Consider the following 24,500-nt stretch of genomic DNA (forward strand, 5'->3'; position numbering starts at 1 on the left):
CGTAGTGAAGGGGCGAGTGTCACATGTTGTACAGCCCACCACAAGCTGGCACCAAGACGAAAGGAAAGGACGGTCTGCGGCAATCCAGCGTGCGCCCCCTGCCGGGCATGAGCGGTCGCTCCGGAGTGCCACGGCCTCGCCGGAAGGGCCCTAGAGCGCCCGACCCAGCCGCGCCACCCCTTCCCTGATCTTCTCCACGTCCGCCGTCGCGAAGCTGAGACGCAAGGTGGCCGGATCCGCATCCTTCGCGAAGAACGGCGCGCCCGGCACGAAGGCCACGCCCTGCTCGATCGCGCGGCTGGCGAACTCGCCGGCATCGCGCACCTTGCCGCCCGCGCCGGTCAGCCGGGCCCAGAAGAACAGGCCGCCCTGCGGCTCGGTGAATTCGATCGCGTCGCCCAGTTCGCGCCGCAGCGCCTGCGCCATGGCATGCGAACGCTCCGCGTACTTGCGCCGAACGTTGGCCAGGGTCGCCGGCATGCGCCCGCTCTTGAGGTACTGTGCCGCCGTGGCCTGCGCGAAGGTGCTGGTATGCGCGTCGCTGAACTGCTTGCACATGGTCGCCTTGGCCAGCAGCTCCGGCTGCGCGACCAGCCAGCCCACGCGCAGCCCGGGGCTGAGCACCTTGCTCATGCTGCCGCAGTGGGCAATCCATTCGCGGCTGCCCGGCACCTCGGAGGAAAGGGCCAGCATGCTGGGCGGCGGTGCCTCGCCGAAATAGAGGTCCCCATAGGGATCGTCTTCCACCACCAGCACCTGGTGCTTCACCGCCAGCTCCAGGATGCGCCGGCGCCGTTCCAGCGACAGCAGCGCGCCGCTGGGATTGCCGAAGGTCGGGATCAGGTACACGAACTTCGGCCGGTGTTCGACGATCATTTGCTCGAGCCGGTCCACCTGCACGCCCTGTGCGTCGATCGGTGCGCTCTGGATGTCGGCGCCATAGAGGCGGAAGCACTGGATCGTGGCCAGGAAGGTCGGGCCTTCCACGATCACCTTGTCGCCGGGGCCCACCATGGTCTTGCCGATCAGGTCCAGCGCCTGCTGGCTGCCGGTGGTCACGATCAGCTGCTGCGGCTCGATGTCCGCCACGCCCTTGCTGCGCTCGAAGGCGGCGAGCTGCGCGCGCAGCGGCTCGTAGCCCTCGGTCGCGCCGTACTGCAAGGCGCCGCCCGGCTCCTCGGAGAGGGCCTTCTGCGAGGCCTCGCGCAGGCCTTCGACGTCGAACATGGCGCTGTCCGGAAAGCCGCCGGCGAAGCTGATGATCCCCGGCTTGCCAAGCAGCTTGAACAGCTCGCGGATGGCGGAGGTTTCGACGTTGTCGAGGCGGGAGGCGAATGGCAGGGGCATGGATTCTTTCGTTCGGCTGGCGCGGCGATGCGCCATTTTCGCCCAGGAGCCGGCTGCTACGCCCAGGCGGCCTTCACCCGCGCCAGCGCCTGCTCCACGTGGCGGGTCAGCCGCGACGATCCGACGGCCGTCAGCACCAGGCTGTGCGTGGCCCGCGTCATGGCCACGTACAGCAGGCGCAGCTCCTCGACCCGGTTCGCCTGGGCGTCGTCGATGCGGTCGATGCCGACCACGAACACGCAGGGGAACTCCAGGCCCTTGCTGCTGTGGAACGTGGTCAGCGTCACCTCGGGAGCGCCCTGCTCGCGACGGCGGCGCTCATTCTTCGCCGGCGTGCAGCGCACGCCCTCGGATTCGAGCGCCGCGCGCACGCCGTCCAGCGCCGCCCGGTAGCGCGCGAGCACCGCGATGTCCCCGGGGTCGCGGCCGTGGGCCAGCAGTTCGCGAATCTGGTGCGCGACGCCGCTCGCCTCTTCGCGGCCGCTGTGGAAGGAAAGGAACATCGGCACCGGGCCGCTGCGGCCGGCGGACTGCGGCATCACCAGCGGCACCTCCTCCGCCACTCCGGTCTGGCCCGCCTCCAGGATGCCTTGCGCGCACTCGATCGCCAGCGCGAGCACCTCGGTGGTGTTGCGGTAGTTGACGCGCAGGATCTCGGTCCGGCCCTGGGCCTCGATCCCCAGCCTGGCAAAGCTGGTCCTGCGCCGGCCCCTCTGGTGGTAGATCGACTGCGCATCGTCGTACAGCACGAGCAGGGACTTCGTTGCCGGGTCCACCATCTGCACCGCGGCCGCCAGCCATTCGTCCGCGAGATCGTGGGCCTCGTCGATCAGCAGGGCCGTGTATTGGCCCTTGGGCACCCGCGCGGAGGTGATGCCTTCGCAGGCCAGGCGGGCGAGCGCCTCGTAATCCTCGCTCGTGAGCGCGCCGCTGCGGATCGTTCCGAGCTGGTAGGTGCGGATCAGGTCCATCGCCCAGGCGTGGAAGGTGCTCACCTGCACCGCGGCACCGACGCCCTTGAGGCGCAGCATCGTCTCGATGCGCGTCGCCAGGTCGCGGTTGTAGCAAAGCACCAGGATCGGCTTGTCCGGGCGGGCCGCTGCGGCGAGCTGGACGGCGCGGAAGACGAGGATCATCGTCTTGCCCGAGCCGGCCGGGCCGTGGATCACCCGGTGCCCCTCGCCCAGGTTGCGCGCCACCGTCTCCTGGTGCAGGTCCATCACCTGCAGCACGTCCTGCACCACCAGCCGCGAGGGCGTGTCGGCCAGCGGAAGCATGCGCTGCGCGCCGATGCGCAGTTCCGGGAACAGCAGGCCGCGCACGATGTTCATCTGCGGCAGCGAGAGCGGGTGCTGCCACTGCACGTTGAACATCCCCCACAGCCTTTCCTGGAAGGCCATCGCATCGACGTCCTCGGCCAGGTCGTCCCACAGCAGGACCTTGTGCGGCTCGAACACGCTGGCGAAGCTGGCATCGCCCTCCACCTCCCTGCGGCGGATGCCGTTGAGGACGGCCCCCCAGCCCCAGGGCAGCAGCAACTGGCCGCGGTGGCGGCCTTCCGGGTGCAGCAGTTCCGGGATCTTCTGCAGCTGGTGCGTCAGCTCCAGCATGTAGCCGCGAGCCTGGGCGACCGGGTGCATGGTGCTGACCCGCCCGCGCTCGGTCTCGATCTGCACGCGCATGGGATTCGCGTCGAGGATGGTCCGCCGCTTCCAGTCCTTCACCTCCAGGACCAGCAGGCCGCGGCGTGGATGCAGGAGGACGACGTCCGGCTCGCGGCCGGAGCCCATGATCGGAATGTTGTGCCAGACGGTGTAGTCGTCTTCCAGCTTGCGCGCCAGCGCTTCGAGCAGACGCCTCTCCCCGCCGCGCGAACGTTCGATGACCCTCGTCTTGCCCTGAGGAAAGATCGCCACCCCGGGAGCCCTCCCGGGGTGAGTCTAACGTCGGCGCATCCGGCCCCCGCGGTGCGGGAGCGAACGATCAGCGCGGCTTGTCGCCGCCCTCGTGCGCGCTGGAGATGTCCGGCGAGGCGATCGGCTTGTCCTCGTCCACCACCTTCAGCTCGCGCTGCTCACCCCACCCTTGGGAGGCGATCGCGCGCTCGGGCGTGCGGTCGACGGCGCTTTCGTCCTCCAGATCCGCGCTGGTGCGCTCCGGCGGGAACAGTTCGCCCTCGCGCCGCAGGTCCATGTTGTGGCTCGCGCCCATGTCCGCGCGGGCGGTGCCGAAGCGCTGCTCCAGGCTGCCCGCATTGCGCTCGGCCACCACGTCGCGCAGCGGCCGCTCACCCGCGCGATGCACCAGGCTGAAGTCGGACGGGTTCAGGCCGTGCAGCACGTCCTGCGCCCGCTGCGCCTCGTCCTCGTCGCGGCCCTCGACCAGCACCACGTACAGCCCCCGCTCCACGGCGCGGCTGTACGTGTCCGCGTGCGGCGCGTTCCTGCCGGCGCCGAACAGGCGCTCGAAGAACGAGAACTTGCCGACCACGTCGTGGTCGCGATCGCGCCGCTCGCCGTCGTCGTTGACCTCCGCCATCGGCGTGCCGTCGGCGTGGCGATGCTCCACGTGGACCTCGCGCGGGTCGAAGCCGGCCTGCTCCAGGCGCGCGGCGGCCTGTTCCGCGGCCGCGCGGTCCTCGAACGTACAGATTGCGGTATGCATGGATGCTTCCTCCATCAGCCGTTGGGCTTGTCCTTGTCGGAGTAGCGCAGGCCCGGTGCGCGCTCCACGTCCGGGTCGCGCAGGTCGGGGCCCGCCGTCGGCGCCACGCGATGCGAGGCCAGCGCGCGCTCGCTCTCGAGGTCCGAGGAGGTGTTGGTCCAGCCCTCGTAGGGCTCGCGGCTGCGCTCGGTCATGCCGGCGCCTTCCTGGCGCATGCCCACGATGTCGCGCAGCGGCCGCTGCTCGGCGCGCGGCACCACGTTCAGGTCACCGGCCTGCATCGCGTCGAGCATGCTGCGCGCGCGTTCCGCCTCGGCCTCGTCCCGGGCGTCGACGACCACGACATAGCTGCCGCGCTCCACGTGGCCTGCGTACGTGTCGACATGGCCGGCCGGGTTGTCGCGCCCGAACAGGCTGGCGAAGAAGTGGCCGAAGGAGGACAGCACGCCGCGATCGACGGCGATCTCGCGCTCCATGCCGTCCCAGCGGTCGTTGGCGTCGCGGCGTTCGGCGTGCAGTTCCTTGTGCTCGATGTGCACGTCGTGGCGCGCGAAGCCGGAGCGGACCAGGCTGTCGAGGGCCTGCTCGGCGCGGGCCCGGTCGTCGAAGGCACAGATGGCGGTATGCATGGTGTGTTTCCCCTTTTCGATGGCACTCCTTCCTATGTAGGGCCGCGGCCGCGCTTGCCGTGTCGTCCGGCCGAGGTAGGCCGGGTAGGTGCGGGACTACCCTGTAGCCACCCGCCGAGGTGCTGCCGCATGCTCTGCGGCCAGGAGCCGCCCATGATCGAAAAGCACCTGGACATTCCCACGCCCGACGGCGCGATGAACAGCTTCGTCGTGCATCCGGAGGAAGGCGGGCCGCACCCGGTCGTGCTGTTCTACATGGACGCACCCGGCAAGCGCGAGGAACTGCACGACATGGCCCGGCGGCTGGCCAGCGTGGGCTACTACGTCGTGCTGCCCAACCTCTACTACCGCCGCACCCGCGAGTTCGAACTCAAGGAGCGCACGCCCGACGCGATGAAGCCCATGTTCGAGCTGATGGACAGCCTGGCCAACGCGATGACCGTGCGCGACACGGCGGCCATGCTGGCCTTCGTCGACGCCCAGCCGGAAGCCGATGCGCAACGCGTGGGCGCCGTCGGCTATTGCATGAGCGGGCCCTTCGTGTTCGCCGCCGCGGCGGCCTTCCCTGAGCGCATCGCCGCGATCGCGTCGATCCACGGCGCCCGCATGGTCACGGACCGCGACGACTCGCCCCACCACATGGCGCCGCGCATCCGCTGCGAGACCTACGTCGCCTGCGCGGAGACCGACATCTGGGCGCCGCCGGAAGCCGTCGCCACCCTGCAGGCGGCGCTCGAGGCCGCCGGCACCCCGCACCGCATCGAGTGGTATCCCGGCGCGCACCACGGCTTCGTGTTCCCCCGGCGCGCGGGCATCTACGACCAGCCGTCCGCCGAGCGCCATTGGGAACGCCTGTTCGCCCTGTTCGACCGCAACCTGCGGGCGCGCTGAAGGGGCGGCCCCGGCGCCGTCCCCCACCCTCCCTATACTCGCCGCCATGTCCCGCGGACCCCGCCCCCTGCTCGCGATGCTGATCGACCGCCTGTGCCGCTTGCTGTCCGCCGTCATGGTGCTGTTCCTCGCGCTGATGGTGGTGATGGTGTTCGGCAACGTGGTGCTGCGCTACGGCTTCAACAGCGGCATCACGGTCTCGGAGGAGCTGTCACGCTGGCTGTTCGTCTGGATGACGTTCCTGGGCGCGCTGGTCGCCCTGCGTTCGCACCACCACCTGGGCACCGACAGCCTGGTGGCGCGCCTGCCGGTGCGCGGCAAGAAGATCTGCCTCGGATTCACGCACCTGCTGATGCTGTACCTGTGCTGGCTGATGTTCCAGGGCTCGCTGCAGCAGACGAAGATCAACATCGGCACCAGCAGCGCCGTGATGGAACTGTCCATGGGCTGGTTCTACGGTGCCGGCCTGTTCTTCTCCGTGCTCGCCTTCCTGTTCATCCTCGACGACTTCTGGCGCCTGGTGAGCGGGCGCCTGGCGGACAGCGAACTGGTCGGCATCGTGGAGTCCGATGGCATGCCCACGGGCGATCCGCATCCCGCCCCCGCCGCCAGCAAGTGAGCCGATGACGATCGCCATCTTCCTCGGCGCCCTGCTGGGCGCCATGGCCCTCGGCGTGCCGATCGCCTTCTCGCTGCTCGCCTGCGGTGCCGCGCTGATGTGGCACATGGACATGTTCGACCCGCAGATCCTGGCGCAGAACACGATCGAGGGCGCCAACAGTTTCCCGCTGCTGGCCGTCCCCTTCTTCATGCTGGCCGGCGAGATCATGAATGCGGGGGGCCTGTCGCGCCGCATCGTGCATTTCGCGATGACCCTGGTGGGCCACGTGCGCGGCGGCCTCGGCTACGTGGGCATCATGGCTGCCGTGCTGATGGCGGCGCTCTCCGGTTCCGCGGTGGCGGACGCGGCGGCGCTGGCTGCGCTGCTGCTGCCGATGATGAACCGGGCCGGCTACGACACGGCGCGCTCCGCCGGCCTGCTCTCGGCGGCCGGCATCATCGCACCCATCATCCCGCCCTCGATCGGCTTCGTGGTGTTCGGGGTCGCGGCCAACGTCTCGATCTCGAAGCTGTTCCTGGCCGGCATCGTGCCGGGCGTGCTGCTGGGGGCCGCGCTGTGGATCACGTGGTGGTGGCTGGTGCGCACGGACAAGATCCAGCCCGCGCCGCGGGCGACGCGCGCCGAGATCGCCGCCGCCTTCAAGGACGCGACGCTCGCGCTCGGCATGCCGCTGATCGTGGTCGTGGGCCTGAAGATGGGCGTCTTCACGCCCACCGAGGCAGCCGTGGTCGCCGCGGTGTACGCCCTGCTTGTCTCCATGCTGGTCTACCGGGAACTGAGGCTGCGCGAGCTCTACCGGCTGTTCGAGGCGGCCGCGAAGACCTCCGCGATCATCATGTTCCTGGTCGCCGCCGCGATGGTCTCGGCCTGGATGATCACGGTCGCCAACCTGCCGGCGGAAGTCATCTCGCTGCTGCAGCCGCTGCTGGACCGGCCGACGCTGCTGATGATCGCCATCATGGTGCTGACCATGGTGGTCGGCACGGCGATGGACATGACGCCCACGATTCTGATCCTCACGCCGGTGCTGATGCCGATCGTGAAGGCCGCCGGCATCGACCCGGTGTACTTCGGCGTGCTGTTCATGATCAACAACGCCATCGGCCTGATCACCCCGCCGGTGGGCACCGTGCTCAGCACGGTCGCCGGCGTCGGCAAGGTGAGCATGGACGACGTGACGCGCGGCGTCTGGCCCTTCATGGTGGCGCAGTTCGCCATGATGTTCCTGATGGTGTTCTTCCCGCAGCTGGTGATGGTGCCGGCGCGCTGGTTCTACGGCTGATTCCCCCAGCCCCAAGGAGAGACAACGATGATGAAGCGGTTCCTGCTGCAGGCCGTCGCGGGCGCCGTGGCGCTGGGCGCGCTCGGCCTCGCCCAGGCGCAGACGCGCACGATCAAGTTCGCCAACCAGAACGCCAAGGGCCACCCCATCGTGCTCGGCATGGAGCGCTTCGCCGAACTGGTGGAGAAGAAGTCCGGCGGCCGCCTCAAGGTGCAGGTGTTTCCCGGCGGCGCCCTCGGCAGCGACCAGGCCAACGTGTCGGCCCTGCAGGGTGGCACGCTCGAGATGGCGGCGATGAACTCCGGCATCTTCGGCAACGTGGTCAAGGAATTCGCGATCTACGATTTCCCCTTCCTGTTCGGGAACCCAAAGGAGGCGGATGCGGTGGTGGACGGCCCCTTCGGGCAGAACCTGCACCGCAAGCTGGAAGACAAGGGCCTGGTCGGCCTGGCGTACTACGAGCTCGGATTTCGCGAGCTGACCAACAGCCGCCGCCCGGTGCGCAAGGTGGAGGACATCGCGGGCCTGAAGCTGCGCGTGATCCCGAACCCGATCAACGTCGACTGGGTCACGGCCCTGGGCGCCAACCCCACGCCGCTGCCCTTCCCGGAGCTGTATGCGGCGCTGGAGCAGAAGGCGGTGGACGGCCAGGAGAACCCGGTGGCCACGATCAAGGGCGCCAAGCTGTACGAGGTGCAGAAGTACCTGACGCTGACCAACCACCAGTACAACCCGCAGTCGGTGGTGGTCAGCAAGCGCTTCTGGGACACGCTGGCGCCGGCGGACCGCAAGACCCTGCAGGAGGCCGCGCAGGAGTCCGCCGTCTACCAGCGCACGCAATCGCGCGCCATGCTGCAAAGCGGCATGGAAGATCTGCGCAAGGGCGGCATGGAGATCACGGAACTGCCGCCGGCGGAAGTGGCCAAGCTGCGCGAGAAGATGAAGCCCGTGATCGCCAAGCACAGCGCCAGCGTCGGCGAGGAAACCGTGAAGGCCATGATGGCGGAACTGGCGAAGCTGCGCCGGTGATCGACGGCAACACGCAGGTCATCGCGCACCTGGGCTGGCCCACCCACAGCTTCAAGGCGCCGCTGATCTACAACCCCTACTTCGAGGCGATCGGCGTCAACGCGGTCGTGGTGCCCATGGGCTGCAAGCCGGGGACGTTCGCGCAGGTGCTGCAGGGCGTGTTCGCACTGGAGAACATCCGCGGCGCGCTGATCACCATGCCGCACAAGGTGAGCGTGGTCGAACGGCTCGCCGAGGTCACGCCCACCGTGCAGGTCGCCGGCGCGTGCAATGCGGTCAAGCGCCTGCCGGACGGCCGCCTGGCCGGCGACATGTTCGACGGCGAAGGCTTCGTGCGCGCGCTCGCGCGCAAGGGCCTGGCGCTGCGCGGTGCGAGCGCGCTGGTGGTGGGCAGCGGCGGCGTCGGCTCGGCGATCGCGGCCTCGCTCGCCGCAGCGGGCGCCGGCACGCTGGCCGTCTTCGATGTGCGGGCGGAGGTTGCGGAATCGCTGGCGCAGCGCCTGCGCACGCACTATCCGGCGCTGCCCGTGCAGACCGGCAGCAAGGATCCGGCCGGCTTCGACCTGGTGGTGAACGCGACCCCGCTGGGCATGGAAGCCGGCGATCCGCTGCCGCTGGACGTGCAGCGCATCGCCCCCGGCAGCTTCGTCGGCGAAGTCGTGCTGAAGACCGAGATCACTCCCTTGCTGGCGGCGGCCCAGGCGCGCGGTTGCCGCATCCAGGTGGGCACCGACATGCTGTTCGAGATGATCCCGGCGTACCTGGAGTTCTTCGGGTTTCCGACGACGACGCCGGAGACCCTGCGCAGCCTGGCCCCCCTCGGCGTTTCGTAGGCTGGCGGTGAGCGCCGCAGGCCGAACCCCAGCGTTGCGCGCGATCGCCAGTGTTGGCGGGATCACGTGGGTTCGCGAGATCGCTGGGGTTCGCGCTGCGCGGCTCACCGCCAGCCTACGGTTCCGCACCCCTCAGGCCAGCCACTTCAATGCCGCGTCCGCCTCCTGGAAGAACCGCACCCCCTGCGCCTCGCGAACGCCCGTGCCGGCCGCCACGACCGCGATCTTCTGCATGCCGGGCAGCCTGCGCATCGCCTCGGCGGCCAGGCGCGACTGCTCCTCCTGGCCCAGCGGGCTGCGCAGGCCGCGCAGGTCGAGCAGCACGGAGGGCCGCGGCCAGGAGGTGCTGTCCACCTCCAGCACCTGCATCAGCGAAAGGAGGCGCCCGAGCGTCGGCTCGCCGATCACGCCGACGCGGGTACAGGTGGCCTCATGGGCGATGGAGACATCGAACCTCATGCCGGCTACTTTGCAGCCGCAGCCGCCCGGGCGCTGTCCACTAATCGCGTGAGCGGCCGGTGAAACACGTGTTGCGGACGATGCCGCCCGCTACACATGCCGTTGCCCACCGTTACGGGAACTCCGTTCAGAACCCCGCGGCGAGGCCGTCGCGCCGGGAATCGGACGCGATCACGTAGCCCTCACGCGACGGATCTCCCATGCGCCAGATGAACTGGCCGGCGCCGAAGTCCTGGTAGCTGTCCTCGATGACGTCGATGCGGTGGCCGCGCTGCACGAGTTCGGCCACCGTGCCCTTGTCCATCTGGTGTTCGACGTTGATCTGCAGGCCGGCATTGAAGCGCCAGCGCGGCGCGTCGCAGGCCGCTTGCGGGCTCTGCCGGTAGTCGAGCATGCGCACCAGGGTCTGCAGGTGGCCCTGCGGCTGCATGTTCCCGCCCATCACGCCGAAGCTCATGACCGGCTGGCCGTCCTTGGTCAGGAAGGCGGGAATGATGGTGTGGAAGGGCCGCTTGCCCGGCTCGACCTGGTTGGCCCCGGCCTCCAGGCTGAAGCCGTGGCCGCGGTTCTGCAGGCTCACGCCGAAGCTGGGCTCCACGCAACCCGAGCCGAAGCCCATGTAGTTGCTCTGGATGAAGCTGATCATCATCCCGCTCTCGTCGGCCGCCGTCAGGTAGATCGTGCCGCCCTTGACCGGGTTGCCGGCCTTGAAGTCCTGGGCCCGCTTCATGTCGATCAGCTTCGCGCGCGAGGCCAGGTAGGCGTCGTCGAGCATCTGCTCGGTGCTCAGCTCCATGGCGGAACGCTCGGCGACGTAGCGATAGACATCTGCGAAGGCGAGCTTCATCGCCTCAATCTGCAGGTGCTGCGAATCGGCGCCGTCCACCTTGTGCGAGGCGAGGTCGAAGTTCTTCAGGATGCCCAACGCGATCAGCGCGGCGATGCCCTGCCCGTTGGGCGGGATCTCGTGCAGCGTGTAGCCGCCGTACTCCTTGGCGATGGGCTCGACCCATTCCGGCCGGTAGGCGGCGAAGTCCTGCACCGTGTGCGCGCCGCCGCTCTCGCGCGAGAAGCGGGCCAGCGCCTGGGCGATCTCGCCCTCGTAGAAGGCGGCGCCGCGCGTCTCCGCGATCGCGCGCAGCGCCCGCGCCGCGGCCGGGAAGCGGAACAGCTCGCCCACCTGGGGCGCGCGGCCCCAGGGCAGGAAGCTCTGGGCGAAGCCGGGCAGGCTGCCCAGCTCCGGCGTCGCGGCCTCCCACTTCTGCTGCACCACGATGGGCAGCAGGTAGCCCCGCTCGGCGATCTCGATGGCGGGCTGCAGCAGGTCGGCAAAGGGCAGCTTGCCGTAACGCTCGCTCAGTGCCACCCAGGTGGCGACCGCGCCGGGCACGGTGACGGAGTCGATCCCGCGCTTGGGCGGCGTCTTCGCATCGGCGCCGTACTTGCCGCGGAAGTACTCGGGCGTCCAGCCGGCGGGCGCGCGGCCGGAACCGTTGATGCCCTGGAGCTGCTTGCCGTCCCACAGGATGGCGAAGGCGTCGCTGCCCAGGCCGTTGCTCACCGGCTCCACGATGGTCATGGCGGCGGCCGCGGCGATCGCCGCATCGACGGCATTGCCGCCCTTCCACAGGATGCGCAGGCCGGCCTGCGCAGCCAGCGGATGCGAGGTGGAAACGGCATTGCGCGCGAACACCGGCACGCGCGTGGTCGGATAGGGATTGTGGAAATCGAAGGCGTGCATGGTCATTGTTCCGCCGTGATGTGGCGCTCGGTGATGATCTTCTTCCACTTCGCGCGGTCCTTCTCCAGCATGGCGGCGAACTGCTGCGGCGTGCCGCCCACCGGCTCGATGCCCAGGCGCGCGAGGCGGTCCTTGACCTCCGGATCCTGCAGCGCCTGGTTCAGGGCCGCATTGACCTTCGTCGTGATGTCGGCAGGAAGGCCCTTCGGGCCGTAGAAGCCGAACCACGTCAGCGACTCGAAGCCGGGCACGGTCTCAGCCACCGCCGGCAGGTTGGGCAGCAGCGGCGAGCGCTTCGCGCTGGTGATGCCCAGTGCGCGCAGGCGGCCCTCCTTCACGTGCGGCAGCCCGCTGGGCAGCGAGTCGAACAGGACGTCGACCTTGCCGCTCACCAGGTCGGGAATCGCCAGGGCCGTGCCCTTGTACGGGATGTGCACCAGGAACAGGTTGGCCTGCGCCTTGAAGTACTCCGCCGTCAGGTGGACGATCGTGCCGTTGCCGCTGCTGGCGAAATTGAGCTTGCCCGGGTTCTTGCGGGCGTAGTCCACCCATTCGGCGACCGTCTTGGCCGGCGCGCTGTTCGGCACCAGCATGATGTTGGGCGCATCGCCCGCGTGCCCGATCGGCGTGAAGTCGTGCACTGCGTCGTACGGAAGCTTCGGCGTGAGCAGCGGGCCGATGCTGTGCGTGCTGGTCGTGGCCAGCAGCAGCGTGTAGCCGTCCGGTGCGGCCTTGGCCGCCTGGTCGGAGCCGATGGCCCCGCCGGCGCCCGGCTTGTTGTCGACGACGAGCGGCTGGCCGAGCCGTTCGCCCATCTTCTGCGACAGCGCACGGGCGAAGATGTCGGTGGCACCGCCGGCCGGGAACGGCACGACGAGGCGGATCGGACGGTTGGGATAGCCCTGCGCATGGGCGGCGGGCATGGCCAGCGCGGTGGCGGCCAGGAGAAGGGTCGCGAGCAGCTTCATGCCCCGATGATAAGACCGCCACAGCAAAGCAAAGTCGAATAATGCTTTAGCAAAGCTAAAGCCATGCTTTAGCATGGCGGCATGAGCAGCATCCGCGTCCTGAGGACTTTCGCCGCCGTCGCGGCTGAGGGTTCGTTCGCCGCCGCGGCCGCGCGCGTGGCGCTGACGCAGGCGGCCGTCGGCCAGCAGATGCGCGCGCTGGAAGCCGACCTGCGGCGGCCCCTGTTCGAGCGCCAGGGCAAGACCGTGGTCCTCAACGAAGCGGGGCGCGAACTGGTGCCGCAGGTGCGGCGGCTGCTGGCGGCGTACGAGCAGATGCTCGCGCCGGCCGATGCGGCGGACGCCATGGCGGGCACGGTGCATCTCGGGGCCATTGTGTCGGCGGTGCGGCCGCTGATCCAGGCCACGCTGGCGCTCAAGGCGCGGCATGCGGCACTGGACCTGCACGTCTCGGCTGCCAAGTCGATCGATCTCATGGCCAGCGTGCAGGCCGGCGCGCTGGATGCCGCCGTGCTGGTGCGCGAGCCCGGCGCGCCCGGCGAGGTCGCCTGGACGCCGCTGTATGCCGAGCCCATGGTGCTGCTCGCGCCGAGGCGGCTGGAGGAAGCGGATCCGCGCGCCATCCTGCAGTCGCAGCCCTTCATCCGCTTCGATCCGGCGCAGCACACCGGGCTGCTGGTGGAGCGCACGCTGGCACGGTTGCGCGTGCAGCCGCGCGAGCTGCTGCAGCTCAATGCGCTGGAAAGCATCGTGGAACTGGTGCGGTCGGGCCTCGGCGTGAGCGTCGTGCCGCTGCTGCGCGATGCGCGCTGGCAGGCGGATGCGAAGCTGCGGGTGGTGGAGATCCCGCGGGCCGAGGAACGCAGGATCGCAGTGGCGCAGCGCAGGGATTCGGCCAAGGCGGGGGCGGTGGCGGCGCTGGTGCGGGAGTTGCGCAAGGCGGGGTGAAGCGCTCTGGGGTTGGAGCGCTGGGGTTCGGCCTTCGGCGCTCACCGCCAGCCTACACTCGGGCCATGAAAGACGAGGACGTCGAACCCTTCTTCGCGACGCTGAAGGCGGCCAACCCCATGCCGCGGAGCGAGCTCGAATACAGCACCGTGTTCGAGTTGCTGGTGGCGGTGCTGCTGTCGGCGCAGGCGACCGATGCGGGCGTGAACAAGGCCACGCGGCGCCTGTTCCATGTCGCCAACACGCCGCAGCGGATCCTGGCGCTGGGACTGGCGGGCGTGGAGGACTACATCAAGACCATCGGCCTGTACCGCACGAAGGCGAAGCACCTGATGGAGACCTGCCGCATCCTGGTGGAGCAGCACGGCGGCCAGGTCCCGCGCGACCGCGCCGCGCTGGAGGCGCTGCCGGGCGTCGGGCGCAAGACGGCCAACGTGGTCCTGAACGTGGCCTTCGGCGAAGACGCGATGGCGGTGGACACGCACATCTTCCGCGTCAGCAACCGCACCGGGCTGGCGCCCGGACGCAATCCGCTCGAAGTGGAGCAGCGCCTGATGGAGCGCGTGCCGCCGGCGTATCGCACCGATGCGCACCACTGGCTGATCCTGCACGGGCGCTATGTCTGCGTGGCGCGGCTGCCGAAGTGCTGGCAGTGCGCCGTCGCGCCGTTCTGCGACTACCAGCCGAAGACGCCGCCGCCGGCCTTGCGCGCCTGAGCAGGGCTGCGGGTGTCACAATGGGCCGAGCACGTATCGAGGCCGGCATGGAACAGGACAATCAGGACAAGGAACTCAGGGAAACCGTCGAGATCCACACGCAGAGCATCCAGGGACTGGTGGACAACCAGCTGATGCTGGCGGCGCAGGTGCAGGTGCTGCAGGCAGCGCTCGCGACGGTGCTGCTGCACCACGGCGACCGCGCCACGCTGCTGCGCACCTTCAAGGGCTACATGAAGATCTCCAAGGAATCGACGCCGCAGCTGTCGCGGCATATGGAGGCGCTGGAGGGCGGGATGCTCGCCTTGCTGGGGCAAGGGACGGAGCCCGAACGTACGTAGCGCGACAATCGCCAAACCCAACCCGTCATTCCGGCGAAGCCACCCGTCATTCCCCCGCGAAGCCACACCCGGCATTCCCCCGCGAAGCCACACCCGTCATTCCCGCGAAGGCGGGATTCCAGGGCTCCCGATGCTCGCCGCGCGCGGCGAGTTCCCTGGAAGCTCTGGGTCCCGCCTCCGCGGGGATGACGGCCTTCTCGAGTTGCGCTGCCGGATCCACACCGTCAGTCCCACGTCGACGGCCTTCTCAAGTCGCGCTGCCGGAATCCATGGTGCCGGTCCCCCGTCGACCGCCGCCTCAACGCGCTGGCGGAACCCACACATCGTCATTCCCGCGAAGGCGGGAATCCAGGGCTCCCGATGCTCGCCGCGCGCGGCGAGTTCCCTGGAAGCTCTGGTCCCCGCCTCCGCGGGGATGACGGCTGGCGCCGATCCAGCCCCGCAGGTCCTGGCCCCTCACGGCGAGGTCGCCGCCATCGACCCGAACCCACCCCAACCTCCCCCCAGCGCCTGGATCAGCGACACCGCTGCCAGCTGGTGGTCGATCTGCGCCTGCACCAGCGCGCGCCGCGCCGCGGCGGCGTTCTGCTGCGCGGTGATCACCTCCGTGTAGCCGACCTGCCCCGCCTCGTAGCGGTTCAGGACCTGCTGCTCCACCAGGCCCGACGCGCGGCTGGCCTGCGCCCGCAGGCCCTGCTGCTGGGTGAGCACGCGCAGCCCCACCAGCTGGTCCTCCACGTCCTGGAACGCGGTGAGCACCGTCTGCCGGTAGCGCGCCGCGGACTCGTCGAGCGCGAAGCGCGCCTGCTCCACCCGGGCGTTGCGCGCGCCGGCGTCGAACAGCGTCTGCGCCACCGAGGAGCCGAGCGCCCACACCAGCGTGGAGACCTTGAACAGGTCGCCGATGCTGGCGGCGCTGGAGCCGATCGAGCCGGTCAGGTTCAGGCTGGGGAACAAGGCGGCACGCTCGATGCCGATCTGCGCATTGGCGCGCGCGACGCTGCGTTCGGCCGCCGCGATGTCGGGCCGGCGCTGCAACAGCGTCGAGGGCACTTCCACCGGGATCGCCGGCACCTTCACGCTCCACTTCGGATCGACGGGGATGCTGAAGTTGGCCGGCGCCTTGCCCACCAGCACCGCGACGGCGTGCTCGAAGTTGGCGCGCTGCCGCTCCAGCGTCAACAGATCGGCCTGGCTGTTGGCCAGCTGGCTTTCGGCCTGCAGGACGTCCGTGCGCGCCACCACGCCGGCCTCGTAGCGGTTGCGCGTGATCTGCAGGCTGCGCGTGTAGCCGGCCGTCGTCTCCGACTGCAGCCGGTACAGCACGTCGGTCTCGCGCAGGCCGAAGTAGTTGGCCGCCAGTTCGCCCTGCGCCGCGAGCCGCGCCGCGGCCAGGTCGGCCTCGGCGACCTGCTCGCCGCTGCGTGCGCTGTCGACCGCCAGCCGCAGGCGGCCGAACACGTCGGGCTCCCAGCTCGCACCGATGTTCCACGAATAGGTGCTGCGCGAAGGCGTGTCCGGGCCACCGGTGCGGTTGCTGCGCACGTCCAGGTCCACGCGCGGGAACAGGCTCGCGCGCTGCTCGCGCGTCAGCGCCCGCGCCTGGGCATAGGCGGCGACGGCGGCGGCCACGTTCTGGTTGGAGACCGCCACCTGCTGGGCCAGGTCGTTCAGGTAGGGATCGTCGAACAGCTCCCACCAGGCACCGCGCTCCAGCGCGTCGGCCGGCGCCGCCCGCACCCAGGCGCCCTGGCCTTCCTTGAATTCCATGGGCGTGTCGATCGCCGGCACCTCGTAGGCGGGCGCGAGCGGCAGCGGGGCGCAGCCGGCCAGCGCCAGGCTGGAGGCGAGGAGGGCAAGGAGGGGGCGGGATGACGGTGGAAGCTGCATGCGTTGGGGTGTTCAGGCGCCCTGAGGTTCGGCGTGGCGCGCGAGCTGGTTTTCGATCGGGCTGCGGCGGCGCAGCTTGTCCAGCAGCAGGTAGACGACCGGCGTCGTCAGGAGCGTGATCACCTGGCTGGCCACCAGGCCGCCGATGATCGCGATGCCGAGCGGCCGGCGCAGCTCCGCGCCTTCGCCGAAGCCGACGGCCAGCGGCAGCGCGCCGAGGATGGCCGCGAGCGTGGTCATCAGGATCGGGCGGAAGCGCAGCAGGCAGGCCTCGCGCACCGCCTCCTCGGGCGAGAGCCCGCGCGAGCGTTCGGCATCGAGCGCGAAGTCGATGATCAGGATGGCGTTCTTCTTCACGATGCCGATCAGCAGGAACAGGCCGATCAGCGCCATGATGGAGAACTCCATCTTGAACAGCAGCAGCGCCAGCACCGCGCCGATGCCGGCCGAGGGCAGCGTGGAGAGCACGGTGAGCGGATGCACCAGGCTCTCGTACAGAACGCCCAGCACGATGTAGATCACCACCAGCGCGGCGAAGATCAGCAGCGGCTGCTGCTTGTTGGTTTCGTCCGCCGCCCGCGCCGTGCCCTGGAAGCTGCCGCGCACGTTGATCGGCAGCCGGATCTCGTCCTGCGCCCGGGCCACGGCGGCCTTCGCCTGCTCCAGCGTGAAGCCTTCGGCGGTGTTGAAGGAGATCGTGGTGGCGAGCTCCGCGTCCTGGTGGCTCACCGAGGTGGCCGTGGGGCGCTCGTAGAAGCGCGCGATGGCCGACAGCGGCACCATGCTCGTCGCCGCGGTGCTGAGCGCCTGGCCGCTGGAGGGATCGCGCAATGCCGGGTTCACGCTGCCGGCGCTCACGGTGGCCGTGGCGGTGGTCGTGGTCGACGTGGAGGCATCGGCGCCGGTCGTGGCCGGCCCGGTATTGCGTGCGGGCACATAGACGTCCTTCAGCGCCTCGGGGCTGCGGATGTAGCGCGGTGCCAGCTGCATGATCACGCGGTACTGGTTCACCTCCTCGTAGATCGTGGCGACCTGGCGCTGGCCGAAGGCGTTGTACAGCGCGTTGTCGATGTCGCGCGAACTGATGCCCATGCGGGCCGCGGTTTCCTTGTCGACTTCGACGTACGTTTCGACGCCGTTCTCCTGCTGGTCGGTGTCGACGTCGGTCAGCGCCTCCTGCCGCTTCATGGCTTCGGCCAGGCGCGTGGCCCACAGCCGCAGGTCCGCCACGTTGTCGCTCTTGAGCGTGAACTGGTAGGTGCTGTTGCTCTGGCGCCCGCCCATGCGCAGGTCCTGCACCGGGTTGAGGAACAGGCTCACGCCGGTGACGCGCGCCAGCTGCGGCCGCAGGCGGGCGATCACCGCCTGGCCGCGTTCGGCGTTGCCGCCGCGCTTGAGGTTCACGAACATGAAGCCGCCGCCGGCGCGCGAGCCGCCGGTGAAGGCGACCACCGTGTCCACGGCCGGATCGTTGCGCACGATGTCGACCAGCTGGCGCAGCTTGTCCTGCATCTGCTGGAAGGAGATGCTCTGGTCGGCCCGGATGCCGCCGTTGATCTGGCCGGTGTCCTGCTGCGGGAAGAAGCCCTTGGGGATGCGCGTGAACAGGAAGCCGTTCAGGCCGATCACGAGCACCAGGATCAGCAGCACCAGCCAGCGCGCGGCCAGCGCCCACTCGAGGCTCACCGCGTAGGTGTGCTGCACCCAGCCGAAGCCGCGCTCGGCCCAGCGCCCCAGCCGGCCCTGCTTGCGCTCGTGGGCCTCGGGGTGCAGCAGCCAAGCGCACATCATCGGCGTGGTGGTCAGCGAGATCACGAGCGAGATCATCACGGCCGCCGACAGCGTCACCGCGAATTCGCGGAACAGCCGGCCGGCCTGGCCGCCCATGAACAGCAGCGGGATGAACACGGCGATGAGCGAGACGCTGATCGACAGCACGGTGAAGCCGACCTCGCGCGCGCCGCGCAGCGCCGCCTGGAAGCGGTCCATGCCGGCCTCGATGTGGCGCGAGGTGTTTTCCAGCACCACGATCGCATCGTCCACCACGAAGCCGGTGGCCACCGTCAGCGCCATCAGCGACAGGTTGTTGAGCGAGAACCCGAGCAGGTGCATCACGCCGAAGGTCCCGAGCAGCGAGACGATGGTCGCCACGGCGGGAATGAAGGTCGCGCGCGCACTGCGCAGGAACAGGCTCACCACCAGCACCACGAGGATGATGGAGATGCCCAGCGTGAGCTCCACCTCGTGCAGCGAGGCGCGGATGGAGTGGGTGCGGTCGGAGGCCACCTCCAGCGAGATGTCCTTGGGGAGCGCCGACTGCAGAGTCGGCAGCAGTCCCCGCACCGCGTCGACCGTCTGGATGACGTTGGCGCCGGCCTGCAGCGTGATCAGCACGATCACCGCGGGCCGGCCGTTGAACAGGCCCATCGTGTTGATGTTCTCGACCCCGTCGCTCACCTCGGCGACGTCGGCCAGCCGCACGGCGGCACCATTGCGCCAGGCCACCACCATGCCGCGGTAGTCGGAGGCCGACTTGCCGTTGTTGGCCATGCCGGTGCCGGTGTAGATCTGCAGCCGCTCGCCTTCGACGACCAGGTCGCCCTTGGGACGGTTGGCCGTCGTGGCCTGCAGCGCGGCGCGGACATCCTCCATCGCGATGCCGTAGCGGTTCAGGGCGAACGGGATCAGCTCCACGCGGATCGCCGGCTGCGAGCCGCCACCGAGCTCGACGTCGCCCACGCCCGGGATCTGCGCGATCTTCTGCTGCACGATGTTGGACACCGCGTCGTAGATCTGGCCCGGCGAGCGCGAGGGCGAGGTCAGGGCAAGGATCAGCACCGGCGCCGCGGAGGGGTTCGCCTTGCGGTAGGTCGGGTTGCTGCGCAGCGTGGACGGCAGGTCGCTGCGCGATGCGTTGATCGCGGCCTGCACCTCGCGCGCCGCCGCGTCGATGTTGCGGTTCAGGTCGAACTGCAGGGTGACGCGCGCACTGCCCGTGTTGCTGCTGGAGGTGACCTCGTTGACGCCGGCAATCGTCGCCAGCCGCCGCTCCAGCGGCGTGGCGACGCTGGTGGCCATCGTCTGCGGGCTGGCGCCGGGCAGGCTGGCCGAGACTGAGATCACCGGGAAGTCGACCTGCGGCAGCGAAGCCACCGGCAGCCGGAAGAAGGCCGCGATGCCGGCCAGCGCGATCCAGACCGTGAGCAGCACGGTGCCGACCGGGCGGCGGACGAAGGGGGAGGAGAGGTTCATCGTGCCCCTTCGGGAGCGCCCCCACCCCTACCCTCCCCCAGAGGGGGAGGGAGTTGTCTTGCTCCTTCCCCCTCTGGGGGAAGGTTGGGATGGGGGCGCTTCCGCCACCGCCGCCCCAGCCGATCGAACCCCAGATAGATCACCGGCGTCGTGAACAGCGTCAGCAGCTGGCTCACGATCAGCCCGCCGAAGATCGCCAGGCCGAGCGGCCGGCGCAGCTCCGCGCCGGCGCCGAAACCGAGCATCAGCGGCACGGCGGCGAACAGGGCTGCCAGCGTCGTCATGAGGATCGGCCGGAAGCGCAGCAGCGCCGCCTGGTGGATCGCCTCGCGCGGCGGCCGGCCCTCCTCGCGCTCCGCATCGAGCGCGAAGTCGATCATCATGATCGCGTTCTTCTTCACGATGCCGATCAGCAGGATGATGCCGATGATGCCGATCACGCCGAGGTCGTTGCCGGTGAGCATCAGCGCCAGCAGCGCGCCGACGCCGGCCGAAGGCAGCGTGGACAGGATCGTCAGCGGGTGCACGTAGCTTTCGTACAGCACGCCCAGCACGATGTAGACGCAGACCACCGCCGCGAGGATCAGCCACAGCTGGTTGCTCAGGGACGACTCGTACGCTCCCGCGGCGCCCAGGAAGGTCATGGTCACGGTGGGCGGCAGGTCGACGTCCTTCATCGCGGTGCGGATCACGTCGACGGCGGTGCCCAGCGCCACGCCGGGTGCGGCGTCGAAACCGACCGTCGCCGCCGGGTACTGCGCCACGTGCGTGATCTGCAGCGGCGCGCGGCGCTCGCTGATCCGGGCGACGGCGCTCAGCGGCGTCGGCTCGCCCGAGCTGCTGCGCAGCTGGATCGCGTTGAGCGTGTTCGCCTGCGCCTCGGTGTCGGCACGCGCCTCCAGCACCACCCGGTACTGGTTGGTCTCGGTGAAGATGGTCGAGACGATGCGCTGGCCGAACGCGCTGTACAGGGCCTCGTTGATGGTCGACGCGTTGATGCCGATGCGGGCCGCGGTGTCGCGGTCCACGTCGACGAACATGGCCGCGCCGCTGGCGTTGGCGTCGGTCGTGACGTTGGCCAGCCGCCGCTCCCGGCCCAGCCGCTCCACGACGCGACGGGCCGCTTCGCTCACCGTGGTGGCGTCGGCGCCCTCCAGCGAGAGCCGATACTGCGTCGGGCCGCCTTCCGATTCGATCGTCAGGTCCTGCACCGGCTGCAGGAACAGGCGGGTGCCCGCCACCTTCTGGCCGCGATCGCGCAAGCGCTCCATCACCGTCTGCAGACCGCTGCGAGATTCCTTCAGGTTCACCAGCATGCGGCCGGTGTGCACCATGGTGTTGTTGGCCGCGTCCACGCCGACGAAGCTGGCGATCGACTCCACCGCCGGGTCTTCCAGCAGGGCGCGGGCCACGTCCTGCTGCAGCGTGGCCATGGCGGGATACGAGATCGACTGCGCCGCCTCCACCCGCACCTGCAGCTGGCCCGTGTCCTGCACCGGGAACAGGCCCTTGGGGATCGCGATGTAGAGGATCACCGTGAACACCAGCGTGGCCAGCGCCACCAGCAGCGTCGCCTTCTCGCGGTTCAACACCCAGACCAGCGCCGTGTCGTAGCGCGCGATCACGCGGTCGAAGCCGCGCTGGATCCGGCCGCCGAGACCCTTCTCCGGTTCGTGGTGCGGCTTGAGCCAGCGGCCCGACATCATGGGCACCAGCGTCAGCGAGACCACCGCGGAGATCAGGATCGTGATGGCCAGCGTGACCGCGAATTCGCGGAACAGCCGGCCGATCACGTCGCCCATGAACAGCAGCGGGATCAGCACCGCGATGAGCGAAACGGTCAGCGAAATGATGGTGAAGCCGATCTCGGTCGCGCCCTGCAGCGCCGCCTCCATCGGGCCCATGCCGTCCTCGATGTGGCGCGAGATGTTCTCGATCATCACGATCGCGTCGTCCACCACGAAGCCGGTCGCGATGGTCAATGCCATCAGCGACAGGTTGTTGAGGCTGTATCCCAGCAGGTACATCACGCCGCAGGTGCCGATCAGGGAGATCGGCACCGACAGGCTCGCGATCAGCGTCGCCCGCGGGCTGTGCAGGAAGAAGAAGATCACCAGCACCACCAGCACCACCGCCAGCACCAGCTCGAACTGCACGTGGTGCACCGAGGAACGGATGCCGGTGGTGCGGTCGGACAGCACGTCGACGCGGACCGATTCCGGCATGCCGGCGGTGAGTTCGGGCAGGCGTTCCTTGATGGCGTCGACCGTCGCGATCACGTTCGCGCCCGGCTGCCGCTGCACGTTGAGGATGATCGCCGGCTGCAGGTTGGCCCAGGCGCCGAGCTTGACGTTCTCGGCGCTCTCCACCACCTGCGCCACGTCCGTCAGGCGCACCGGAGCGCCGTTGCGGAAGGCCACCACCAGGTTGCCGTAGTCCTTGGCGGTGAGCAGCTGGTCGTTCGAGTTGATCGTGTAGGAGCGGGTCGGACCGTCGATGCTGCCCTTGGCCGCATTGGCGTTGGCCTGCGAGATCGTGGTGCGCACGTTGTCCAGCGTGAGGCCCACCGCCGCCAGCGCGCGGTTGTCGGCCTGGATCCGCACGGCCGGCCGCTGGCCGCCCGAGAGCGTGACCAGGCCGACGCCGCTGACCTGGCTGATCTTCAGCGCCAGCCGCGTGTCGGCGATGTTGCGCACGTCCGTCAGCGGCAGCGTGCTGGAGGTGAGGGCCAGCGTGAGCACCGGCGCATCGGCCGGATTGACCTTGGCGTAGACCGGGGGCGCCGGCAGGTCGGCGGGCAGCAGCGACGCGCCGGCGTTGATCGCCGCCTGCACCTGCTGCTCGGCGACGTCGAGCGCCAGGCCCAGGCCGAACTGCAGGGTGACGATGGACACGCCGGCCGCACTCGTGGAACTCATGCGCGAAAGCCCCGGCATCTGCCCGAACTGCCGTTCCAGCGGCGCGCTGACGGTCTGCGCCATCACTTCGGGGCTGGCGCCGGGATAGAGCGTCTGCACCTGGATGGTCGGGTAGTCCACCTGCGGCAGCGCCGACAGCGGCAGGAACCTGAGCCCGACCAGGCCGGCCAGCACGATGGCCAGCATCAGCAGCGAGGTCGCGACCGGCCGCAGGATGAACGGACGGGAGGGACTCATTGGGGAGTCTGCGCCCCTGCCCCGGTGCCGCCGCGCGCTTCACGCCGCTGCCGGCGCCGCTCCTCGCGTTCTTCCGGCGTGAGCTTCTCGAACTCCGCCAAGCGGGCGGCGCGTTCCTCGGGGCTCAGGTTCTGGAAGCGTCGGCCCCCCGGACCCGAAGCAGCCGCGGTGGCGGAGGACGCTGCCGGCGCCGGCGCGGCACCGGCGCTGCGCGCGCTCTCCGGCGCCGACGCGCCGGCGAACGGGTCGGTCGCTTCGCGCCGCGCACTGGCGCCGGGGCGCGCCGCCGGGGGTGCGGCCTGCGCCGCGGAGGCGCCGGTGAAAGGCTGCGATGCGCCCTGCTGCGCGGCTGGCGCCGCGCCGTCCGGCGGCACGGCGCCATCGCGCCGGCGCCGGCCACCCGGCCCGGCCGCGCCGCCCTGCCCCGGCGTATCGCCGGGCAGCAGCACGCGCGAGCCGTCGCGCAGGCGGTCCGCGCCCTCGGTGATCACCTTCTCGCCGATCTGCAGACCGCTGACGATCTGCACGCGGTCGCCGAGCGGCTGGCCGCGCACCACCGGGCGCTGCTTGACCGTGCGGTCCTGCTGCAGCACGAACACGAACTCGCCGCTGCCGCCCTGCCGCACCGCGGTCACGGGCACGACCACCGCGTTCTGGATCGTGCGCACCTGCAGCTGCACGTTCACGAACTGGCTCGGGAACAGCTGCTGCCGCGCGTTGTTGAAGCGCGCCTTGGCGCGCACGGTGCCGGTCTGCGTGTCGATCTGGTTGTCCAGCGAGGCGAACACGCCGGAATCGAGCAGGGTCGTGCGGGTGCGGTCGAAGGCGCGCACTTCCATGAACGCGCCGCCGTTGTGCTGCAGCCAGGAAGCGTGGTCCTGCGGCACCGCGAATTCGACGTCGATCGGCGTGAGCTTGGTGATCGTCGCGATGCCGTTCGCATCGCCGGTGCTGACCTGGTTGCCGACGTCGACGCTGCGCAGGCCGACGCGGCCCTCGATCGGCGCCGTGATGCGGGCGTAGGAAAGATTGAGCCGTGCAGTGCCCTCGGCGGCCTTGTCCGACACCACCGAAGCCTCGAGCTGGTGGACGGTGGCGCGCTGCGTGTCGACTTCCTGGCGGGCGATGGAGTCCTGCTTCAGCAGGGTTTCGAATCGCGCCAGCGTGACGCGCGCGGCGGCGAGCAGCGCCTCGTCGCGCATGCGCTGGCCGACCGCCTGCTGCAGCGCCATCTCGAACGGGCGCGGATCGATGGTGGCCAGCAACTGCCCCTTGCGCACGGCCTGGCCTTCCTTGAACAGCACCTGCGTGAGCACCCCGTTGACCTGCGGCCGCACGCGCACGGTGGCCTGCGAGACCACGGTGCCGAGCGCTTCGAGGTTGACCGGAATGTCGGCGGCTTCGGCCGTGGCCACCCCCACCGTCGTGGCGCTGCGGCCGCTGCCACCACCGCCACCGCCACCGCCGCGACCGCCGCCGCCTCCACCGCCGGGGCCGCGCTGCATGGCCGCGGTCTGTTCGGGCCGGGTCAGGTCCCAGGCCAGCCAGGCGAGTCCGGCGGCGATCACCAGCGCGAGGACGGTGCCGATCACCGAGGCCCGCCGGCTCAGCTTGCGGCGCGGCGCAGGAGAGGTCTGCGGCGGCAGGGCGCTGTCTTCCGGGGAGCTCGCCGGTGAGGGAGGCGGTGTAGGCATCGGCATCCTTGTAGTTATGTCGCGGCGCGGGCAAGTTCA

At 69.9% G+C, this 24,500-nt stretch carries 19 protein-coding genes; 8 read left to right on the plus strand and 11 right to left on the minus strand.

From position 1 onward, the window contains the following. Positions 1-150: 150 nt before the first annotated feature. The 4 genes from JI746_RS25220 to JI746_RS25235 all read right to left on the minus strand — a co-directional run bounded on the left by JI746_RS25220 (position 151) and on the right by JI746_RS25235 (position 4,640). Entirely contained in the window at positions 151-1,341 is a 1,191-nt protein-coding gene (locus JI746_RS25220) for an aminotransferase-like domain-containing protein (protein WP_201693127.1), read from the minus strand. Between the two features lie 62 nt (positions 1,342-1,403). Continuing rightward, on the minus strand, positions 1,404-3,263 hold the full coding sequence (locus JI746_RS28285) for a 3'-5' exonuclease (protein ID WP_201693064.1): 1,860 nt from the start codon (positions 3,261-3,263) through the stop codon (positions 1,404-1,406). Positions 3,264-3,330: 67 nt separating this feature from the next. Continuing rightward, positions 3,331-4,011, minus strand: a complete 681-nt coding sequence (locus tag JI746_RS25230; RefSeq protein WP_201693066.1) for a hypothetical protein — start codon at positions 4,009-4,011, stop codon at positions 3,331-3,333. 14 nt (positions 4,012-4,025) lie between these two features. Next, positions 4,026-4,640 (minus strand): hypothetical protein, encoded by a 615-nt coding sequence (locus JI746_RS25235; RefSeq protein WP_201693068.1) that lies wholly within the window; start codon positions 4,638-4,640, stop codon positions 4,026-4,028. A 153-nt stretch (positions 4,641-4,793) separates the two neighbouring features. Between JI746_RS25235 and JI746_RS25240 the strand changes: the two genes are divergently transcribed. From JI746_RS25240 to JI746_RS25260, 5 genes are read left to right on the plus strand one after another with little or no spacing between them, the layout of a single operon-like run. Next, positions 4,794-5,531, plus strand: a complete 738-nt coding sequence (locus JI746_RS25240; protein WP_201693069.1) for a dienelactone hydrolase family protein — start codon at positions 4,794-4,796, stop codon at positions 5,529-5,531. A gap of 46 nt (positions 5,532-5,577) precedes the next feature. After that, positions 5,578-6,150, plus strand: coding sequence for a TRAP transporter small permease (locus JI746_RS25245; RefSeq protein ID WP_236600124.1), 573 nt, complete (start codon positions 5,578-5,580; stop codon positions 6,148-6,150). Between the two features lie 4 nt (positions 6,151-6,154). Beyond that, positions 6,155-7,435, plus strand: a complete 1,281-nt coding sequence (locus JI746_RS25250) for a TRAP transporter large permease subunit (protein WP_201693070.1) — start codon at positions 6,155-6,157, stop codon at positions 7,433-7,435. Positions 7,436-7,465: 30 nt separating this feature from the next. After that, positions 7,466-8,464: a TRAP transporter substrate-binding protein gene (locus JI746_RS25255; protein WP_201693129.1), complete on the plus strand. Its 999-nt coding sequence runs from the start codon at positions 7,466-7,468 to the stop codon at positions 8,462-8,464. Continuing rightward, positions 8,461-9,297 carry a shikimate dehydrogenase family protein gene (locus JI746_RS25260; protein ID WP_201693071.1) on the plus strand — a complete coding sequence of 279 codons (837 nt, stop codon included), beginning with the start codon at positions 8,461-8,463 and terminating at the stop codon, positions 9,295-9,297. The genes JI746_RS25255 and JI746_RS25260 overlap by 4 nt, the downstream gene beginning before the upstream one ends. Positions 9,298-9,429: 132 nt before the next feature. Here JI746_RS25260 and JI746_RS25265 read toward each other — a convergent pair whose 3' ends face one another. From JI746_RS25265 to JI746_RS25275, 3 genes are all read right to left on the minus strand, one after another. Continuing rightward, positions 9,430-9,756, minus strand: a complete 327-nt coding sequence (locus tag JI746_RS25265; protein ID WP_201693072.1) for a hypothetical protein — start codon at positions 9,754-9,756, stop codon at positions 9,430-9,432. 127 nt (positions 9,757-9,883) lie between these two features. After that, entirely contained in the window at positions 9,884-11,497 is a 1,614-nt protein-coding gene (locus JI746_RS25270) for a gamma-glutamyltransferase family protein (protein WP_201693073.1), read from the minus strand. 2 nt (positions 11,498-11,499) lie between these two features. After that, positions 11,500-12,465 (minus strand): Bug family tripartite tricarboxylate transporter substrate binding protein, encoded by a 966-nt coding sequence (locus JI746_RS25275; RefSeq protein WP_201693074.1) that lies wholly within the window; start codon positions 12,463-12,465, stop codon positions 11,500-11,502. 81 nt (positions 12,466-12,546) lie between these two features. Between JI746_RS25275 and JI746_RS25280 the strand changes: the two genes are divergently transcribed. From JI746_RS25280 to JI746_RS25290, 3 genes are all read left to right on the plus strand, one after another. Then, complete coding sequence (locus JI746_RS25280) at positions 12,547-13,413, plus strand: LysR substrate-binding domain-containing protein (protein WP_201693075.1); 867 nt, start codon at positions 12,547-12,549, stop codon at positions 13,411-13,413. A 65-nt stretch (positions 13,414-13,478) separates the two neighbouring features. Then, positions 13,479-14,129, plus strand: coding sequence for an endonuclease III (nth, locus tag JI746_RS25285; protein WP_201693077.1), 651 nt, complete (start codon positions 13,479-13,481; stop codon positions 14,127-14,129). A 47-nt stretch (positions 14,130-14,176) separates the two neighbouring features. Further along, complete coding sequence (locus JI746_RS25290; protein WP_201693079.1) at positions 14,177-14,470, plus strand: hypothetical protein; 294 nt, start codon at positions 14,177-14,179, stop codon at positions 14,468-14,470. A gap of 456 nt (positions 14,471-14,926) precedes the next feature. On the opposite strand, the gene JI746_RS25295 is transcribed toward JI746_RS25290, so the two are convergent. The 4 genes from JI746_RS25295 to JI746_RS25310 are packed head-to-tail and all read right to left on the minus strand — an operon-like array spanning position 14,927 to position 24,461. After that, the gene (locus JI746_RS25295; protein ID WP_201693081.1) at positions 14,927-16,360 is read right to left on the minus strand and encodes an efflux transporter outer membrane subunit; all 1,434 of its coding nucleotides are present in this window, start codon (positions 16,358-16,360) and stop codon (positions 14,927-14,929) included. Positions 16,361-16,372: 12 nt separating this feature from the next. Next, positions 16,373-19,612: an efflux RND transporter permease subunit gene (locus JI746_RS25300; RefSeq protein ID WP_201693083.1), complete on the minus strand. Its 3,240-nt coding sequence runs from the start codon at positions 19,610-19,612 to the stop codon at positions 16,373-16,375. After that, on the minus strand, positions 19,609-22,767 hold the full coding sequence (locus JI746_RS25305) for an efflux RND transporter permease subunit (RefSeq protein WP_201693084.1): 3,159 nt from the start codon (positions 22,765-22,767) through the stop codon (positions 19,609-19,611). Before JI746_RS25305 ends, JI746_RS25300 begins: the two co-directional genes overlap by 4 nt. Then, entirely contained in the window at positions 22,764-24,461 is a 1,698-nt protein-coding gene (locus tag JI746_RS25310; RefSeq protein WP_201693086.1) for an efflux RND transporter periplasmic adaptor subunit, read from the minus strand. Before JI746_RS25310 ends, JI746_RS25305 begins: the two co-directional genes overlap by 4 nt. Positions 24,462-24,500: the final 39 nt, after the last annotated feature.

The organism is Ramlibacter alkalitolerans (genome assembly GCF_016722765.1).
GTDB lineage: Bacteria > Pseudomonadota > Gammaproteobacteria > Burkholderiales > Burkholderiaceae_C > Ramlibacter > Ramlibacter alkalitolerans.

What these genes read in the sequence shown, in the direction of transcription:
- JI746_RS25230 (WP_201693066.1), bottom strand. Translation starts at nt 4,011, where the DNA reads ATGCATACCGCAATCTGTACGTTCGAGGACCGCGCGGCCGCGGAACAG.
- JI746_RS25235 (WP_201693068.1), bottom strand. Translation starts at nt 4,640, where the DNA reads ATGCATACCGCCATCTGTGCCTTCGACGACCGGGCCCGCGCCGAGCAG.
- JI746_RS25240 (WP_201693069.1), top strand. Translation starts at nt 4,794, where the DNA reads ATGATCGAAAAGCACCTGGACATTCCCACGCCCGACGGCGCGATGAAC.
- JI746_RS25245 (WP_236600124.1), top strand. Translation starts at nt 5,578, where the DNA reads ATGTCCCGCGGACCCCGCCCCCTGCTCGCGATGCTGATCGACCGCCTG.
- JI746_RS25250 (WP_201693070.1), top strand. Translation starts at nt 6,155, where the DNA reads ATGACGATCGCCATCTTCCTCGGCGCCCTGCTGGGCGCCATGGCCCTC.
- JI746_RS25255 (WP_201693129.1), top strand. Translation starts at nt 7,466, where the DNA reads ATGAAGCGGTTCCTGCTGCAGGCCGTCGCGGGCGCCGTGGCGCTGGGC.
- JI746_RS25265 (WP_201693072.1), bottom strand. Translation starts at nt 9,756, where the DNA reads ATGAGGTTCGATGTCTCCATCGCCCATGAGGCCACCTGTACCCGCGTC.
- JI746_RS25270 (WP_201693073.1), bottom strand. Translation starts at nt 11,497, where the DNA reads ATGCACGCCTTCGATTTCCACAATCCCTATCCGACCACGCGCGTGCCG.
- JI746_RS25275 (WP_201693074.1), bottom strand. Translation starts at nt 12,465, where the DNA reads ATGAAGCTGCTCGCGACCCTTCTCCTGGCCGCCACCGCGCTGGCCATG.
- JI746_RS25280 (WP_201693075.1), top strand. Translation starts at nt 12,547, where the DNA reads ATGAGCAGCATCCGCGTCCTGAGGACTTTCGCCGCCGTCGCGGCTGAG.
- nth (WP_201693077.1), top strand. Translation starts at nt 13,479, where the DNA reads ATGAAAGACGAGGACGTCGAACCCTTCTTCGCGACGCTGAAGGCGGCC.
- JI746_RS25290 (WP_201693079.1), top strand. Translation starts at nt 14,177, where the DNA reads ATGGAACAGGACAATCAGGACAAGGAACTCAGGGAAACCGTCGAGATC.
- JI746_RS25295 (WP_201693081.1), bottom strand. Translation starts at nt 16,360, where the DNA reads ATGCAGCTTCCACCGTCATCCCGCCCCCTCCTTGCCCTCCTCGCCTCC.
- JI746_RS25300 (WP_201693083.1), bottom strand. Translation starts at nt 19,612, where the DNA reads ATGAACCTCTCCTCCCCCTTCGTCCGCCGCCCGGTCGGCACCGTGCTG.
- JI746_RS25305 (WP_201693084.1), bottom strand. Translation starts at nt 22,767, where the DNA reads ATGAGTCCCTCCCGTCCGTTCATCCTGCGGCCGGTCGCGACCTCGCTG.
- JI746_RS25310 (WP_201693086.1), bottom strand. Translation starts at nt 24,461, where the DNA reads ATGCCTACACCGCCTCCCTCACCGGCGAGCTCCCCGGAAGACAGCGCC.